Raw genomic sequence first — 14,822 nt, 5'->3', positions numbered from 1 at the left:
TGCGGCGCCGGTTCAGCCGATCGCGTGGCGGGGGGCCGGGGTGCGGCGGCCCGGACTGAGGGCCTGGCGGGTCCGCTGGAGCTGGAGGGCGAGCTGCACCTGGAGGGCCTGGGTGGGCTTCTGCCAGTCCTCGCCGAGGATCTCGGTGATGCGCTCCAGCCTGCGGGAGACCGTGTTGGGGTGGACGTGGAGGGACTCCGCCGCCCGGGAGGGGCTGTTGGCGGAGGCGAAGTACGCCTCCATGGTGCGGATCAGCTCGGTGTACTGCTGGTCGTCGTAGTCGAGGACCGGGCCGATGGTGTCGTTGATGAACCGGTCGATGTTCGGCTTCTCGGAGAGGAGGACGCCGAGGAACCCCAGTTCGTCGGGGGAGGCGGTGCTCCCGGCACCGGTGAGCGCGGCCACCGCGTCCAGGCAGCGCCGGGCCTCCTGGTGCATGCGGGCGACGCCCGACGGGTTGTCGACCGGCCCGGCCGAGCCGGCGGTGACGGGCCGGCCGAGGACCTCGGTGAGCTCCTTGGACGCCGCGCGGGCGATGGCGCCGGCCTCGGTGCCGGGGAGCAGCAGCACCACGCCGTCGCCGTCCACGCTCTTGAGGCCGTGGTGGCGGTTGGCGTACGAGGCGGCCCAGGCGGCGACCCGGCCCTGGACCCCGCCCTCGGGCCGGGCGATGACGATGACGTGGGGCTCGTCGAGGTTGAGGGCGAGCCGTCGGCTCTGCTCGGCGATCTGCACCGGGGACAGCGAGGTGCCGCGCAGCAGGTCCTGGAAGAACTCGTCCCGCATGTGCCCCTCGGCGGCGGCCATGCCCTGCTCCATGAGTAAGACCACCGCCGTGACCTGGGCGGTGAGGGCGAGGAGTTGGACCTGGAGGTAGCTGGCCGGCTGCGCGGTGGAGAGGATCAGGGTGCCCAGCATCTCGTCGCCGGCGGCGATCGAGGCGACCCACACCCCGTCGGCGGTGCTGCGGGGCTGGCGGTCGGTGTGCGCGTCGAGCAGGACGGTGCGGATCTCCGCCTCGTCCAGCTGCGGGGGTTCGCCGACGGGGCAGGCCAGGGTGCGGCCTGCGGCGTCGCGCACGACGAGGGTGCCCTCCAGGCCCTTGACCGCCTCGGCGGCCAGGCTGCCCAGGCCCACGCCCTGGAGGACGAGGTCGAGGAGGCGGCCGTGGGTCTCCCGCAGCTGGCTGGCGGTGGTGGAGGAGTCCAGGGCGCGCGAGGTGTCCTGCTCCAGCTCCTCGACCTCGAAGCGGGTCTGCTCCAGCAGGCGAGCCTTCTCAATTGCAACGGTTGCGAGGTCGGCGAGCGAACTCATCAGCGAGACCTCGTCCGGGGTGAAGTGCCGGATGTTCCGGTCTGCCACGTACAGGGCGCCGAGGCTGGCCCCGGCGTGCCGCAGCGGGACGGCCATGACGGCGTGCAGCCCCTCGGCCAGCACCACCTCGTCGATGATCGGGCTGTGGTGGAAGCTGGTGTCGCTCATGTAGTCGGCCGACCAGAACGGGGCCGAGCCCTCGGCGGCGCGCCGACCGACGCCGCCGCCGGTGAGGGGGATGGCGAAGCCGATGGTGAGGGCGGAGGCGTGGCCGTCGGCGGAGCGGACCCTGGAGACGCCCTCCTCCAGGTCGTCGAAGCTCACCCACGCCATGTCGAGGCCGAGCAGGAGCCGGGCCCGGCGGGTGATCACCTTGAGCAGTTCGTCGAGGTCGTAGGGCAGGGTGAGGTCACGGGCGGTGTCGACGAGGGCGGCCAGGCCGGCCTCGCGCTGTTGGCGACGTACGAAGAGGGCCCGGATGCCGAGGCTCTGGTCCCGGGCCCTGGTGAGTTGGACGAGATCTTCTCCGGACAGGCCTGACTCGCGCGCTTTGCGGACCACCTCGTCGAAGGCGGCTGCGGGCGCCTCTCTGTTCAGCAGTTCCAGCATTTCGTAAGCGTGGTCGACCACGATTTTCCCCCCGACCCCCATAAAAGCCGTTCACGTTTGCACGAAGCAGGGTGCAAGCAATCCCATGGCCCGCCAGAAAGTATCTCTTGGGGTAAGAATCGGTCAAGAATCGCTTGGGTCCGGCTCCAGGTCAGACACCGGGAGGGTGGCCCGATCACCACGCTCCCCGAGCGATGCTGTCATCTGGACACCTTCTGGTCGAGGTCCACTCAAGGGCAGGCTGATCACCGAGCGTTCCGGTGGCGTCACCACCATCGGGGCGCCCATCAGCCACGGTGCTTCCTTGAGGAGTTCGCATGACCCAGCTGACCCAGCTGTCTCAGCTGCAGAGTTACGAGCGGTCGCTGCTGCGCAGCAGGCTGTCCCTGACCAGGGCCGACCGTCCGCGGGTGTTCACCCTGGCCGGCCGGGAGTGGGACCTGTTCGACGAGGTCTTCGCACCGGTGTACTCCCCGTCCACGACGGTGGCCCTGGACCTCCTCGGCCTGGGCGGCGTCGACCCCGCGCCGCGTTCGGGCTCGTTCCTGGAGATCGGCTGCGGTACCGGCGTGATCGCCGTGACCGCCGCCCTGGCCGGATGCGACCGGGTCGTGGCGGCCGACATCAGCCCCTCCGCCGTGGAGAACGCGGCCGTCAACGCGGAGCGGCACGGGGTGACGGACCGTCTGCGGGCCTGCCACAGCGACCTGTTCTCCGGGCTGCGCGAGCAGGATCGTTTCGACACCGTCTTCTGGAGCTCCAACTACGTGATGGGGCCCGAGAGCTACGAGTACAAGTCGGTGCACGAGCGGGCGTACGTGGACACCGGCTACCGGGCGCACCGCCGGTTCCTGGAGCAGGCCGTGCACTGGACGACGGCCGGCGGCCGGGTCCTGCTGCACTTCAGCGACCGCGGGGACACGGAGGCGCTGTACCGGATAGCAGACGCCGCCGGGCGTGAGCTGGAGACGGTGGCCAGCGTGCGGGTGCGCGAGGGGGAGTACGGAGAAGACATGGTCGAGCACATGCTGATCGAAATCAGGCCAGTCGCGGCTTGATTCGAGTGGGGGGATATTTCGCCGTGCGTACGCTACTTGTCGACAATTACGACTCGTTTACGTATAACCTCTTCCACTATCTGGCCGAGGTGAATGGCAGGGAGCCGGAGGTCGTCCGTAATGACGACCCGAACTGGAAGATCGCACAACTCTCGGCGTTCGACAACGTCGTCGTCTCGCCCGGCCCCGGAACGCCGCGCCGGGCCGCGGACTTCGGCATCTGCGCCGAGATCATCGAGCACTCCGACCTGCCCCTCTTCGGCATCTGCCTCGGCCACCAGGGGATCGGCCATGTGCACGGCGCCACGGTCGACCGCGCCCCGGAGCCCCGGCACGGCCGCACCTCGCCGGTCCTGCACGACGGAACGGGCCTGTTCGACGGGCTCCCCTCCCCGCTGGAGGCGGTCCGCTACCACTCGCTGGCCGTGACGGACCTGCCCGCCGCGCTGGAGGCCACCGCGTGGACCCCGGACGGCGTGCTGATGGGCCTGCGGCACCGCAGCCGGCCGCAGTGGGGGGTGCAGTTCCACCCCGAGTCGATTTGCAGCCGTTACGGAATCCAGCTGCTTGCGAACTTCGCCGAGCTGACCCGCGCCCACCGGCCCGGACGGCGCTCCACGCCGGTCGCGCGGCCCGTCCCCACCGCGGCCGTCCCCACCGCTGCCGCCGCCCCGGCCGCCTCCACCGCGTCCGCCTCCACCGCGGCCGCCTCCGCCCCGGCCGCCGCCGAGGCCCCGGTGCGCCGACTCCGGCTCGTCGCCCACGCGCTCCCCACCCGCTGGGACGCCGAGACCGTCTACGACCAGCTCTTCCGCGGCAACGACCACGCCTACTGGCTGGACAGCAGCCTGCCCGGCAGCGACCGCGGCCGCTTCTCCGTCATGGGCGACGCCACCGGCCCGCTGGCCCGGATCGCCTCCGCCGACGTGTGGAGCAAGGTCGTCACCGTCGACTCGGCGGACGGCCGCCGCGAGCTCGTCGCCGCCCCCTTCCTGGAGTGGATCGACCGCGACCTGCGCTCCCTGCGCACCGAGCTCCCCGAGCTGCCCGAACACCGCGTCCTCCCCTTCGACTTCACCCTCGGCTGGGTCGGCTACCTCGGCTACGAGCTCAAGGCCGAGTGCGGCGGCGACCTCGTCCACCGCTCCCCCGTGGCCGACGCCACGATGGTCTTCGCGGACCGCGCACTGGTCCTCGACCACGTCGAGCGGACCACCTACCTGCTCGCCCTCGCCGAGGACGCCGACGAGGACGCCGCCGCCTCCGAGGCCTCCGCCGCCGCGGCCGACGCCTGGCTGGCCGGCACCGCCGAACGCCTGGGCCGCCTCGCCGGGCTGACCCTGCCGGCCCCCGGCCCGCAGGAGGGCGGCGGTGAGATCCGGCTGCGCCACGACCGCGGCGCCTACCTGGACCTCATCGACACCTGCCTGGAGGAGATCGCCGCCGGGGAGACCTACGAGGTGTGCCTCACCAACATGGCCGAGGCCGACACCGCCCTCGACCCCTGGGCGGCGTACCGCACCCTGCGCCGCACCAGCCCGGCGCCGTTCGCCGCCCTCCTCCAGTTCGGCGGGCTCGACGTGCTCAGCACCTCGCCCGAGCGGTTCCTGCGCGTCTCGCCGGACGGCCTGGTCGAGTCCTCGCCGATCAAGGGCACCCGGCCGCGCGGCGCCACCCCCGAGGAGGACGCGGCCCTCGTCGAGGACCTGCTCGGTGACGAGAAGGACCGCTCCGAGAACCTCATGATCGTCGACCTGGTCCGCAACGACCTCGGCCGCTGCGCGGTCCCCGGCACCGTCGAGGCCGAGGAACTGTTCCGGATCGAGAGCTACGCCACCGTCCACCAGCTCGTGAGCACCGTACGGGCCCGCCTGCGCCCCGAGCTGACGGCCGTGGACTGCGTCCGCGCCGCCTTCCCCGGCGGCTCGATGACCGGCGCCCCGAAGATCCGCACCATGCAGATCATCGACCGGCTCGAAGCGGGCCCGCGCGGGGTCTACTCCGGGGCGATCGGCTACTTCTCGCTCTCCGGCGCCGCGGACCTGAGCATCGTGATCCGCACCGCCACCGTCACCGCCGACCGCGTCTCCTACGGGGTGGGCGGGGCCGTGGTCGCCCTGTCCGACCCGGACGCCGAGTACGAGGAGACCGCCGTCAAGGCAGCTCCGCTGCTGGCGCTGACGCGAACCCGGTTCCCGGATCGGAGGCCGGCACGGATCCCGTCCTGACCGCCCTGCCGTGCTGGAGGCGCGCGCACTGCGCGGCCTCCAGCACGGCCGCCACCTCACCGGCGCGCACCCCCAGCCGCTCCAGCGCGCGCAGCGCGCACGCCGCCTCCTCGTCGGCGTTCAGCAGGGTGTCGCCGGTCAGGGCCGGATCCCGGGCGGCGGCCTCCAGCGTCTCCACGGACAGCGCGAGCGCCGTGTTCCAGCCGACGAGGGCCCCCACACCCCCGTCCGCCCCGGTGCCCCACAGCAGCCGCGGCTGCAGCGCCCCGTTGGCACGCAGCACCCGCCACCAGTCCCCGGACAGCCGTTCCTCGCGCAGCCGGTACATCCGCCGGGCCACCGCCAGCCCCGCGGCGCCGCGCACCTGGTCGTCCCGGGGCACCCCCAGCCGGTCCAGGCGGGCCCCGACCTCCCGGTCGAACAGGCCCACCGGGAACGAGGCCACCATCGTGGCGTCGCCCAGCGGCCGGCCCGACGCGAGGGACCGCTCCAGCCCGGCCACGTACGCGTCGAGCACCTCGGCGTACCGCTCACCCGAGAAGACCAGCGCGGCGTGCACCCCGACCCCGTCGGCGAGGCAGTCGGCCAGCGCCTCGACCCCCGCCGGGGTCATCGGCATGCGCATCAGGGCGTTGGGCCGCCCCACCGCACCGTGCACGTCCCGGGCGGCAGCGGCCAGCGCCCGTGCGTCGTGGGCCCAGCGGGGCGGCACCGGCACGGAGACGTGCCCCACCGTGCCCCGGCTCACCCCGAAGACGGGCATGAGCAGGTCGCAGGCGCGCCGCGCCTGGTCCGGCGTACTGCCCGCCGGCACGAGGGCGTTGTGGAAGTGGCCTCCCAGCACCGGATACCGGGCCCCGGTGTCGAACTCGGCGGGGTCCCGCGCGCTCAGCCACGGGGACACGCCCTCCGACACCAGCTGCTTCAGCAGCGCTCCAGCTCCTTGACTCACCACGCTTCGCACCTTAGAACGTCCCGACATATCCCGGAAACAATGCGGTGATGGTGTGTCAAGTGCCCGCCGCCGACCGACCCGCCGGGGGCGCGGAGCTTAAATGGCTTCCGACCGGCCACCGCAATACCGGCGGCTGATGCGTCAGGTTTATTTCGGAATCATCTATTCGACCTGACCGAATCCGTGCCACCTGACGAAGTGAGAAATGTCTGGTGGTTCACGTGATTCCCCGTTTCACAGACTTCTCGCTGCATCCGATGTCACGGCAGGTACGTACAGCACTGGGAGGTGCCGCATGCACGGTGTTGCACGCTGGAAAAGATTGCCCGCGGGCCAACAGCCCGTCTGGCCGGACGAAGAAGCCCTGGCGAGCGCCAGGGCCGAACTCGCGGGATCCCCCGCGCTGGTACGCCGTGAGGACGTCGACCACCTGCGGACCCTGCTCGCCGAGGCGGCGCGGGGCGAGCTCCAGATCATCCAGGGCGGCGACTGCGCCGAGGACCCGGCCGAGTGCACCCCCGGCTACGTGGCCCGCAAGGCGGCGCTCCTGGACGTCCTGGCCGGTGTGATGAAGGCCCGCTCGCTCAAGCCCGTCATCCGCGTCGGACGGCTCGCCGGGCAGTTCGGAAAGCCCCGTTCCAGCCCGACCGAGATCGTGGCCGGAATGGAGCTCCCCGTCTACCGCGGCCACATGGTCAACAGCCCCGAGCCCGACCCCGAGCTGCGCCGTCCCGACCCGCAGCGCCTGGTCACCGGCTACAAGGCGGCCGCCGGTGCGATGACCGCCCTCGGCTGGCACGGCGCGGGCCGCCCCTCCCCGGCCGAGGCCCCGGTGTGGACCAGCCACGAGGCGCTGCTCCTGGACTACGAGGGCCCGATGCTGCGCACCGAGCCCGACGGCTCGGTGCTGCTCACCTCCACCCACTGGCCGTGGATGGGCGAGCGCACCCGCGCCCTCGACGGCGCGCACGTCGAACTGTTCGCGACCATCGCCAACCCCGTGGCCACCAAGGTCGGCCCGACCATGACCCCGCAGGGGCTCCTCGAGCTGTGCGGCCGGCTCGACCCGCAGCGGGAGCCGGGCCGGCTCACCCTCATATCCCGGATGGGCCAGGGCAAGGCCGCCGAGAGGCTGCCCGCGCTGGTCCGCGCGGTCCGCGAGGCCGGCCACCCGGTGCTGTGGATGTGCGACCCGATGCACGGAAACACCGTCACCGTGCCCGGCGGTGTCAAGACCCGTTATGTCGAAACCGTCGTGCGCGAGGTCGAGGAATTCCAGCGAGCCGTCGTGGAAAACGGCGGAATCGCGGCCGGACTCCACCTGGAGACGACCCCCGACCAGGTTCACGAATGCGTCACCGATGAATACCACGTCGACGAGCTCGGCGAAAAGTACACCTCGTTCTGCGACCCGCGCCTCAATTCCGACCAGGCAATCGAGGTCGCCTCGGCATGGCGCGGCTGAGGCCGACAACCAAGGGGGTTACTCCATCATGGAAGGAAAGATCGCTCTGGTCACCGGAGCCGCCGGCGGCATAGGCGAGGCCATCGTGCGCGCGCTCGCCTCCCGGGGGGTCCGCGTTGCCGCGGTCGACCGGGACGGCGACCGCCTGCGCAAGGTGGCCAAGGCCGTCGAGGAGGACGGCGGCGCCCGCGTGGAGCCGTTTCCCGCGGACGTCACCGCCAGCGCGGACGTCGAGGCCCTCGTCGACGACGTCGAGGCCCTGGTCGGCCCGCTCGACTTCCTCGTCAACGCCGCCGGCGTCCTGCGGCTCGGTGAGGCGCGCATGCTGACCGACCAGGAGTGGAGCACGACGTTCGCGGTCAACACCACGGGCGTCTTCTTCGTCTCCCGGGCCGTCGTCAACCGCATGGTGCCGCGCCGCCGGGGCGCGATCGTCACGATCGCCTCCAACGCCGCGGGGACCGCCCGTACCGAGATGTCCGCGTACGCCGCGTCCAAGGCGGCCGCGACCATGTTCACCAAGTGCCTGGGCCTGGAGGTCGCCAAGTACGGCATCCGCGCGAACCTCGTCGCGCCCGGCTCCACGGACACCCCGATGCTCAGCTCCATGTGGCAGGACGAGGGCAGCGCGAGGGCCTCCATCGAAGGCGTCCCGGACGCCTACCGCGTCGGCATCCCGCTGGGCAGGCTGGCCCGCCCGGAGGACGTCGCCGAGGCGGTCGTCTTCCTCCTCTCCGACAAGGCGTCCCACATCACCATGCACGACCTCACCGTGGACGGCGGTGCGGCGCTCGGTGTCTGAGACCGCTGCAACCAGCCAGCGAACCGTGAACGAGACCGTGAACGAGAGGAAGAAAGGAATGGCAGGCATACCTGCGATCACCCCCTACCCGATGCCGGCGTCGGCCGACCTGCCCGCCTCCGCCGTCGACTGGGACGTCGATCCCGAGCGCGTCGTCCTGCTGGTGCACGACCTGCAGAAGTACTTCCTGGCCGCCTTCCCGCAGGACGAGCAGCCCGTCGTGGACCTGGCCCGCAACGCCGGCGAGCTGCGCACCCGCGCGGCCCAGCTCGGGATTCCGGTCGCCTACACCGCCCAGCCCGGCGGCATGACCCCCGAGGAGCGGGGCCTGCTGAAGGACTTCTGGGGCCCGGGCATGCAGCCCAGCGCCGAGCACCGCCAGGTCATCGACCCCGTGGCGCCCGCCGACGGGGACTGGATGCTCACCAAGTGGCGCTACAGCGCCTTCTTCAAGACCGACCTGCTGGAGCGGATGCGCGCCGCCGGCCGCGACCAGCTGATCATCTGCGGTGTCTACGCCCACGTCGGCGTCCTGATGACCGCCGTCGACGCGTTCACCAACGACATCCAGCCCTTCCTGGTCGCCGACGCCGTCGCCGACTTCAGCTGGGAGGAGCACCGGATGGCGCTGGAGTACGCCGCCGGCCGCTGCGCGCGGCTGACCACCACCAAGGAACTGCTCACGGCCCTCCCGGACCGGGTGGCCGCGTACGCGGGAAGGGAATCCGCATGACCGAGGACCTGCTGGGGCGGATCCTCGCCGACCGGCCTCCGGCCTTCGCCCTGATCCACCGCCCGGAGACCACCGTCCGCCGCAGCCTCGACCTGTTCACGGGCGAGTTCGTCGAGGCGGCCACGCTCGCCGACATCCCCCTCGCCGACGTCGAGTCCGGCGCGGGCGCCCGCCAGGACGTGCTCGCCCTCGTCCCGTACCGGCAGCTCGCCGAGCGCGGCTTCGCGGCGCCCGACGACGGCACCCCACTGCTGGCGATGACCATCGCCGAGCAGGCGCAGGTGCCGCTCGGGACGGTCCTGGACCGGATCCCCGACGGGCCCGTGCAGCTCGCGCCGGGCGGCGACTTCGACATCGACGACGACACCTACGCCGAAACGGTTCGCCGCGTCATCGCGGACGAGATCGGCACCGGCGAGGGCGCGAACTTCGTGATGAAGCGCTCCTTCGTCGCCGACATCAGCGACTACTCCGTCGGCGCGGCGCTGCGCTTCTTCCGTCGCCTCCTGGAGCGCGAGACCGGCGCGTACTGGACGTTCGTCGTCCACACCGGCGACCGCACCCTCATCGGTGCCTCCCCCGAGCGGCACGTGAGCGTGTCCGGCGGCCGCGCCGTGATGAACCCCATCAGCGGCACCTACCGCTTCCCGGCCACCGGCCCGGAGCTGCCCGGCGTCATGGACTTCCTCGCCGACCGCAAGGAGGCCGACGAGCTGTACATGGTCGTCGACGAGGAACTGAAGATGATGGCCCGGATCTGCGAGTCCGGAGGCCGCGTCGTGGGCCCGTACCTCAAGGAGATGGCCCGCCTCGCCCACACCGAGTACTTCATCGAGGGCCGCACCTCCCGCGACCCCCGCGAGATCCTCCACGAGACCCTGTTCGCCCCGACCGTGACCGGCTCCCCGCTGGAGAGCGCCGGCAAGGTCATCAAGAAGTACGAGCCCGAGGGCCGCGGCTACTACAGCGGCGTCCTGGCCCTGATCGGCCAGGACGAGCGCAGCGAACGCACCCTGGACTCGGCGATCCTGATCCGCACCGCCGACATCGACGACGCCGGCCGCATGCGCATCGGCGTCGGCGCCACCCTCGTGCGCCATTCCGACCCGCTGTCCGAGGTGGCCGAGACCCGGGCCAAGGCGTCCGGGCTGCTCGCCATGTTCGAGCAGCCGGGGCCGCAGCGCTTCGGCGACCACCCGGAGGTGCGGGCGGCCCTGAGCCGCCGCAACGCCACCATCGCGGGATTCTGGCTGGACGACGACTCCGCCCGGGCCCGGCCCGTGCCGCTGCTGGTGGGCCGCAAGGTGCTCGTCGTCGACGCCGAGGACACCTTCACCGCGATGATCGAGCACCAGCTGCGGGCCATGGATGCCGACGTCACCGTCTGCCGCTTCGACGAGCCGTACAGCTTCGCCCCGTACGACCTCGTCGTGATGGGGCCGGGGCCGGGTGACCCGCGCGAACTGGGCCACCCGAAGATCGCGCACCTGCACGCGGCGATCGACACCCTGCTCGCGGAGCGGCGGCCCTTCCTCGCGGTGTGCCTGAGCCACCAGGTGCTCAGCACCAAGCTCGGCTTCCCCCTCAGGCGCCGCGACCAGCCCAACCAGGGCGTGCAGCGCGAGATCGAGCTGTTCGGGCGGCTCGAACGGGTCGGCTTCTACAACACCTTCGCCGCGCAGAGCACCGCGGACGCCGTCGACGTGCCCGGCATCGGCACCGTCGAGGTGTGCCGCGAGGCGGAGACCGGCGAGGTGCACGCCCTGCGCGGGCCCGGATTCCGCTCGATGCAGTTCCACGCCGAGTCGGTGCTCACCGAGGACGGCATCCGCATCGTCAGCGAGGCACTGTCCGGCCTGCTCAGCGAGTCACTCGTATGAGGGCGACCGTGGCCTGGTGGGACCTGAAGGGGTCCGGGCACAGCATCGAGTCGCTGCGGGCGTACCTGCGCGAGGAGGCGGTGGACCGGTTCGCCGCGGTCGAAGGGCTGCGGCTGAAGTTCTGGATCGCGGACCCGGCGACGGAGCGGTGGGGCGCGGTGATGCTGTGGGAGTCCGCGGAGGCGGCGGCGCAGCCGCTGGCCCCGCGGGCCGCGGAGCTCATCGGGCGCACCCCCGTGCAGCACACGGTGTTCGACGTCGAGGCGACGGTCGAGGGCGTGCACGGCATGCCCGTCCTGCCGGGACTCGGCCTGATCCCGGCGGTCTGAGCGGTACGGGTACGGCCCCTCACGCCCCTGCGGGGGAGTGGGGGGCCGTCGTCGCGGCCGAGCGGGTGCTCACCCGGTGCAGGACCTCCGTCATGGCGTCCAGCGTGCCGTGGAAGTCGGTGTCCAGGTCCCGCAGCCAGGGGTTCTGGGCGAGGACCACCGCTGCCGGGCGGTCGGTGAGGGTGATGCTCAGCGTGAGCGTGAGCCGACCCTCCCCGTCCTCGCCGATCTCATTGCGTATCTCGGCGATGTCGGTGTCGTCCAGGTGCCGGTAGGTAATGCGTCCGGCGCTCTCCTGCGGGGTCACCCGCTGTAGGAACGTCAGGTCGCCGCGCCGGATTTCCCGGAGAAATCCATCGGTGTAGCGTTCGCTGATCCGGCATTCGCTAATGGCCGGAACATAACCCGTGGGGAACTCCGCCTTGTGGAGCAGGGCCTGCCACAGGCTTTCCCTCGTGGGAGTCGGACACCCGCTCTGACCTGCGTGGACAACCGGGCGCGTCCATGAAAGCGTCAGCATTGATCTCCCTTTTCCGCCGGTGGGCCGGCGTGCAGCATCGGCCGGGCGCCCGGTCCTGTCAAAGCAGGTCGCGGCATTACGTCACCTGCCCCGATGACCTGACGGAGTGAACCGGACGAACTGCCGGAAGGGAGCATTCTCTTGCAGGGTGAGGGTTGGTCGATCGCGTTCGGCGCGAGCGCCTTCCCGATAAATCCGCTGCGGAGAACCAGGAGAACGCTGATGTCTGAACGGTTCGACGGCCAGGTCGTCCTCGTCACCGGAGGAGGCGAAGGCATCGGCCGGGCAGCGGCGGTTGCCTTCGCCCGGCTCGGCGCCGTCGTGGTGGTCGCGGGCCGCCACCAGGAGACGCTGGAGGGAACGGTCAAGCTGATCCGTGACGAGGGCGGGCGGGCCGACAGCATCGTCGCCGACGTCTCCGACACCACGGGCGACGACGCCGTCGGCACCGGCGCCGTGTACGTCGTCGCCGAGACGGTCCGCCGCCACGGCGCCCTGAACGTGGCCTTCAACAACACCACCGAACTGGGCCCCCACCAGCCCGTGGCCGACATCGACGAGACGGTCTGGGCCCGCACGCTGACCGCGAACCTGACGGGCGTCTGGCTCTCCATGAAGCACGAGATCGCCCACATGGAGAAGGCGGGCGGCGGCGTCATCGTCAACACCGCCAGCAACATCGGCGCGCAGGGCATGCTGCCCGGCCTCGGTGCCTACGCCGCGTCCACGGCCGCGGTCTCCGCCCTGACCCGGACCGCGGCCCGCGAGTACGTCTCCCGCTCCATCCGCATCAACGCCATCAGCCCCTGCCCGCTCGCCCGGGGCGCCAGCGTCGAGGAGATCGCCGACACCGTCGTCTGGCTGTGCTCCGACGCCGCCGCGTACATCGTCGGGCACGACCTCGTGCTCGACCGCAAGACCAACTAGTGCTGTGACCCGACCGGGGCCGGGCCCGTACACCGGCCGAGGAGAGGAGCCCTGAGGAGAACGGTGAACAGCCCCCGTCCCACGCCCGCCCCCGCCCCGGGCCCCGGCACGGTCCCGGTCCCGGTCCTCATCCCGATCCCGGGCAGTGGTCCCGGCACCGTCTCCGTGCCCGGCCGGCCCGCCGTCCTGCACGACCCGGTGGACCGGGTGGACCCGGTCGATCCGCTCGATCCGGCCGATCCGGCCGATCCGTCGGACCCGGTCGACCCGGACCGCTCCCGGTGCGGCGGCTACGTCCTGGCCGAGGCCGAGGGCGGGGAGCCCGACGTGCTGCTGATCGCCTGCGGCGGGGAGGCGGCCACCGCCCTCGACGCCCGCGCCATCCTCCAGCGCGACGGCATCGCCGCCCGGGTGGTGGCGATGCCCCGCCTCGACCGCTTCCGGCAGCAGCCCGCCGCCTACCGCGAGCAGGTGCTGCCGGCCCGGGTCCGCGCCCGGGTCTCCGTGACGGCCGGCGCGGCCCTCGGTTGGTACGAGCTCCTCGGCGACGCCGGGATCCCCGTGGGCCTCGACCGGTCCGGGACCGGCACCCCGTACACCGCCCTGCTCCGGCAGCACGGTTTCACCGCCGAGCGGGTGGCCGCCACCGCCCGGGCCAGCCTGGCCCGCGCCGGACACCGACACCGGGAGCACGTGTGACCGCCCTGAACGCCGTACTGACCGCCCGGATCCCGGGTTCCAAGAGCATCACCAACCGGGCGCTGCTGCTGGCCGCCGCCGCCGACGGGGTCTCGCTGCTGCGGGCCCCGCTGGTCAGCGACGACACCCTCGCCTTCCGGGAGGCCCTGACCGGCCTCGGCGTGCGCGTCGAGGCCGAGCCGGACGACGCCGCCTGGAAGGTCACCGGCACCGGCCGGCCGCCCGTCCCGCCCGCGGCCGGCCCCGTGTGGTGCGAGGACGCCGGTACCGCGGCCCGCTTCCTGCCCCCGTTCGCGGCGACCGGTCGCGGCAGCTTCACCTTCGACGGCACCGACCAGCTGCGCGCCCGCCCCCTGCGGCCGCTCGCCGACGCGCTGCGCCGGCTCGGCGTCCGCGCCCGGGTCACCGAGCCGGTCGGCGGACTGCCCATGACCGTCGACGCCGACGGCCTGGACGGCGGCGAGCTGACCGTCGACGCCAGCCTGAGCAGCCAGTACCTCACGGGGCTGCTGATGGCCGGGCCGCTGATGCGCCGGCCGCTGACCGTACGGGGCCAGGGGCTGGTGAGCCGCCCGTACATCACGATGACCCAGGACCTGATGCGCCACTTCGGGGCGTACGTCGACGAGTTCGAGGGCGGCGCCCTCCAGGTGCTGCCCGGCGGCTACCGGGCCGCCGAGCTCGACGTCGAACCCGACGCCTCCACCGCCTCGTACGTCTTCGCGGCGGCCGCCGTCACCGGCACCACGGTCACCGTGCCGGGCCTGGGCCGCTCCAGCGTCCAGGGCGACCTCGGCTTCGTCGAGGTGCTGCGCCGGGCCGGGGCGGGCGTCGAGGTCGGTGAGCGGGGGACCACCGTCACCGGCGCCGCCGACGGAGTGCTGCGCGGCGGCTTCGACGTGGACATGGGCGACATCTCCGACACCTTCATGACCCTCGCGGCCGTGGCCCCCCTCGCCGACGCCCCCGTCACCGTGCACGGCATCGGCCACGCGCGGCTGAAGGAGTCCGACCGGATCGCCGCAGTCGAGGAGAACCTGCACGCCCTCGGGATCCGCACCGAGTCCGGCCCGGACCGGATCACCATCCACCCCGGCCGGCCCGCGGCCGCCCGGATCGCCTGCCGCCGGGACCACCGGATCGCGATGGCGTTCTCCGTGCTGGGCCTGCGCGTCCCCGGCATCACGCTCGACGACCCGTCCTGCGTCGGCAAGACCTTCCCCGGCTTCCACGCCGAACTGGGCCGGCTCTTCCCGGCCCACCCGGGCACCAACAGTCACTGACAACGAAAGGGATGTGAGAC

13 protein-coding genes are annotated in these 14,822 nt (G+C 72.3%); 10 read left to right on the top strand and 3 right to left on the bottom strand.

The features are described from left to right. Positions 1 to 12: 12 nt before the first annotated feature. Complete coding sequence (locus tag ACSHWO_RS17105; RefSeq protein WP_361092861.1) at positions 13 to 1,923, bottom strand: helix-turn-helix domain-containing protein; 1,911 nt, start codon at positions 1,921 to 1,923, stop codon at positions 13 to 15. A 317-nt stretch (positions 1,924 to 2,240) separates the two neighbouring features. Here ACSHWO_RS17105 and ACSHWO_RS17100 point away from each other — a divergent pair, with 317 nt between their 5' ends. After that, positions 2,241 to 2,981: a class I SAM-dependent methyltransferase gene (locus tag ACSHWO_RS17100; protein WP_361092858.1), complete on the top strand. Its 741-nt coding sequence runs from the start codon at positions 2,241 to 2,243 to the stop codon at positions 2,979 to 2,981. A 23-nt stretch (positions 2,982 to 3,004) separates the two neighbouring features. After that, entirely contained in the window at positions 3,005 to 5,209 is a 2,205-nt protein-coding gene (pabB, locus tag ACSHWO_RS17095) for an aminodeoxychorismate synthase component I (RefSeq protein WP_438312907.1), read from the top strand. Here pabB and ACSHWO_RS17090 read toward each other — a convergent pair. After that, positions 5,136 to 6,161: a transaldolase family protein gene (locus ACSHWO_RS17090; protein ID WP_438312905.1), complete on the bottom strand. Its 1,026-nt coding sequence runs from the start codon at positions 6,159 to 6,161 to the stop codon at positions 5,136 to 5,138. The genes pabB and ACSHWO_RS17090 overlap by 74 nt on opposite strands. Positions 6,162 to 6,459: 298 nt before the next feature. Between ACSHWO_RS17090 and ACSHWO_RS17085 the strand changes: the two genes are divergently transcribed. Genes ACSHWO_RS17085 through ACSHWO_RS17065 form a run of 5 tightly spaced genes read left to right on the top strand, consistent with a single transcriptional unit; the run spans position 6,460 to position 11,373 of the window. Then, the gene (locus ACSHWO_RS17085; protein WP_361092849.1) at positions 6,460 to 7,629 is read left to right on the top strand and encodes a 3-deoxy-7-phosphoheptulonate synthase; all 1,170 of its coding nucleotides are present in this window, start codon (positions 6,460 to 6,462) and stop codon (positions 7,627 to 7,629) included. 28 nt (positions 7,630 to 7,657) lie between these two features. Beyond that, complete coding sequence (locus tag ACSHWO_RS17080) at positions 7,658 to 8,431, top strand: 2,3-dihydro-2,3-dihydroxybenzoate dehydrogenase (RefSeq protein WP_361092846.1); 774 nt, start codon at positions 7,658 to 7,660, stop codon at positions 8,429 to 8,431. 58 nt (positions 8,432 to 8,489) lie between these two features. Continuing rightward, a complete protein-coding gene (locus tag ACSHWO_RS17075) occupies positions 8,490 to 9,164 on the top strand; it encodes an isochorismatase family protein (protein WP_385828449.1) in 675 nt (224 codons plus the stop codon). Further along, on the top strand, positions 9,161 to 11,044 hold the full coding sequence (locus tag ACSHWO_RS17070; protein WP_438312902.1) for an anthranilate synthase family protein: 1,884 nt from the start codon (positions 9,161 to 9,163) through the stop codon (positions 11,042 to 11,044). The genes ACSHWO_RS17075 and ACSHWO_RS17070 overlap by 4 nt, the downstream gene beginning before the upstream one ends. After that, complete coding sequence (locus ACSHWO_RS17065) at positions 11,041 to 11,373, top strand: hypothetical protein (protein ID WP_438312900.1); 333 nt, start codon at positions 11,041 to 11,043, stop codon at positions 11,371 to 11,373. The genes ACSHWO_RS17070 and ACSHWO_RS17065 overlap by 4 nt, the downstream gene beginning before the upstream one ends. Before the next feature lie 19 nt (positions 11,374 to 11,392). Here the strand turns inward: ACSHWO_RS17065 and ACSHWO_RS17060 are convergent, their stop codons facing one another. After that, on the bottom strand, positions 11,393 to 11,893 hold the full coding sequence (locus ACSHWO_RS17060; RefSeq protein ID WP_438312898.1) for an AtaL-like protein: 501 nt from the start codon (positions 11,891 to 11,893) through the stop codon (positions 11,393 to 11,395). Positions 11,894 to 12,115: 222 nt separating this feature from the next. On the opposite strand from ACSHWO_RS17060, the gene ACSHWO_RS17055 reads away from it, so the two are divergent. The 3 genes from ACSHWO_RS17055 to aroA all read left to right on the top strand — a co-directional run bounded on the left by ACSHWO_RS17055 (position 12,116) and on the right by aroA (position 14,802). Next, on the top strand, positions 12,116 to 12,820 hold the full coding sequence (locus ACSHWO_RS17055) for an SDR family NAD(P)-dependent oxidoreductase (RefSeq protein WP_361092831.1): 705 nt from the start codon (positions 12,116 to 12,118) through the stop codon (positions 12,818 to 12,820). Between the two features lie 63 nt (positions 12,821 to 12,883). Then, positions 12,884 to 13,519: a transketolase-like TK C-terminal-containing protein gene (locus tag ACSHWO_RS17050; RefSeq protein ID WP_438312895.1), complete on the top strand. Its 636-nt coding sequence runs from the start codon at positions 12,884 to 12,886 to the stop codon at positions 13,517 to 13,519. Then, positions 13,516 to 14,802: a 3-phosphoshikimate 1-carboxyvinyltransferase gene (aroA, locus tag ACSHWO_RS17045; protein ID WP_438312893.1), complete on the top strand. Its 1,287-nt coding sequence runs from the start codon at positions 13,516 to 13,518 to the stop codon at positions 14,800 to 14,802. Before ACSHWO_RS17050 ends, aroA begins: the two co-directional genes overlap by 4 nt. Positions 14,803 to 14,822: the final 20 nt, after the last annotated feature.

The sequence above is a fragment of the Streptomyces pallidus (ex Mingjun et al. 2026) genome, assembly GCF_051550185.1.
Lineage (GTDB): Bacteria > Actinomycetota > Actinomycetes > Streptomycetales > Streptomycetaceae > Streptomyces.
The sequence above is the reverse complement of the archived record's forward strand: the minus strand, read 5'-3'. Positions and strand labels throughout refer to the sequence as shown.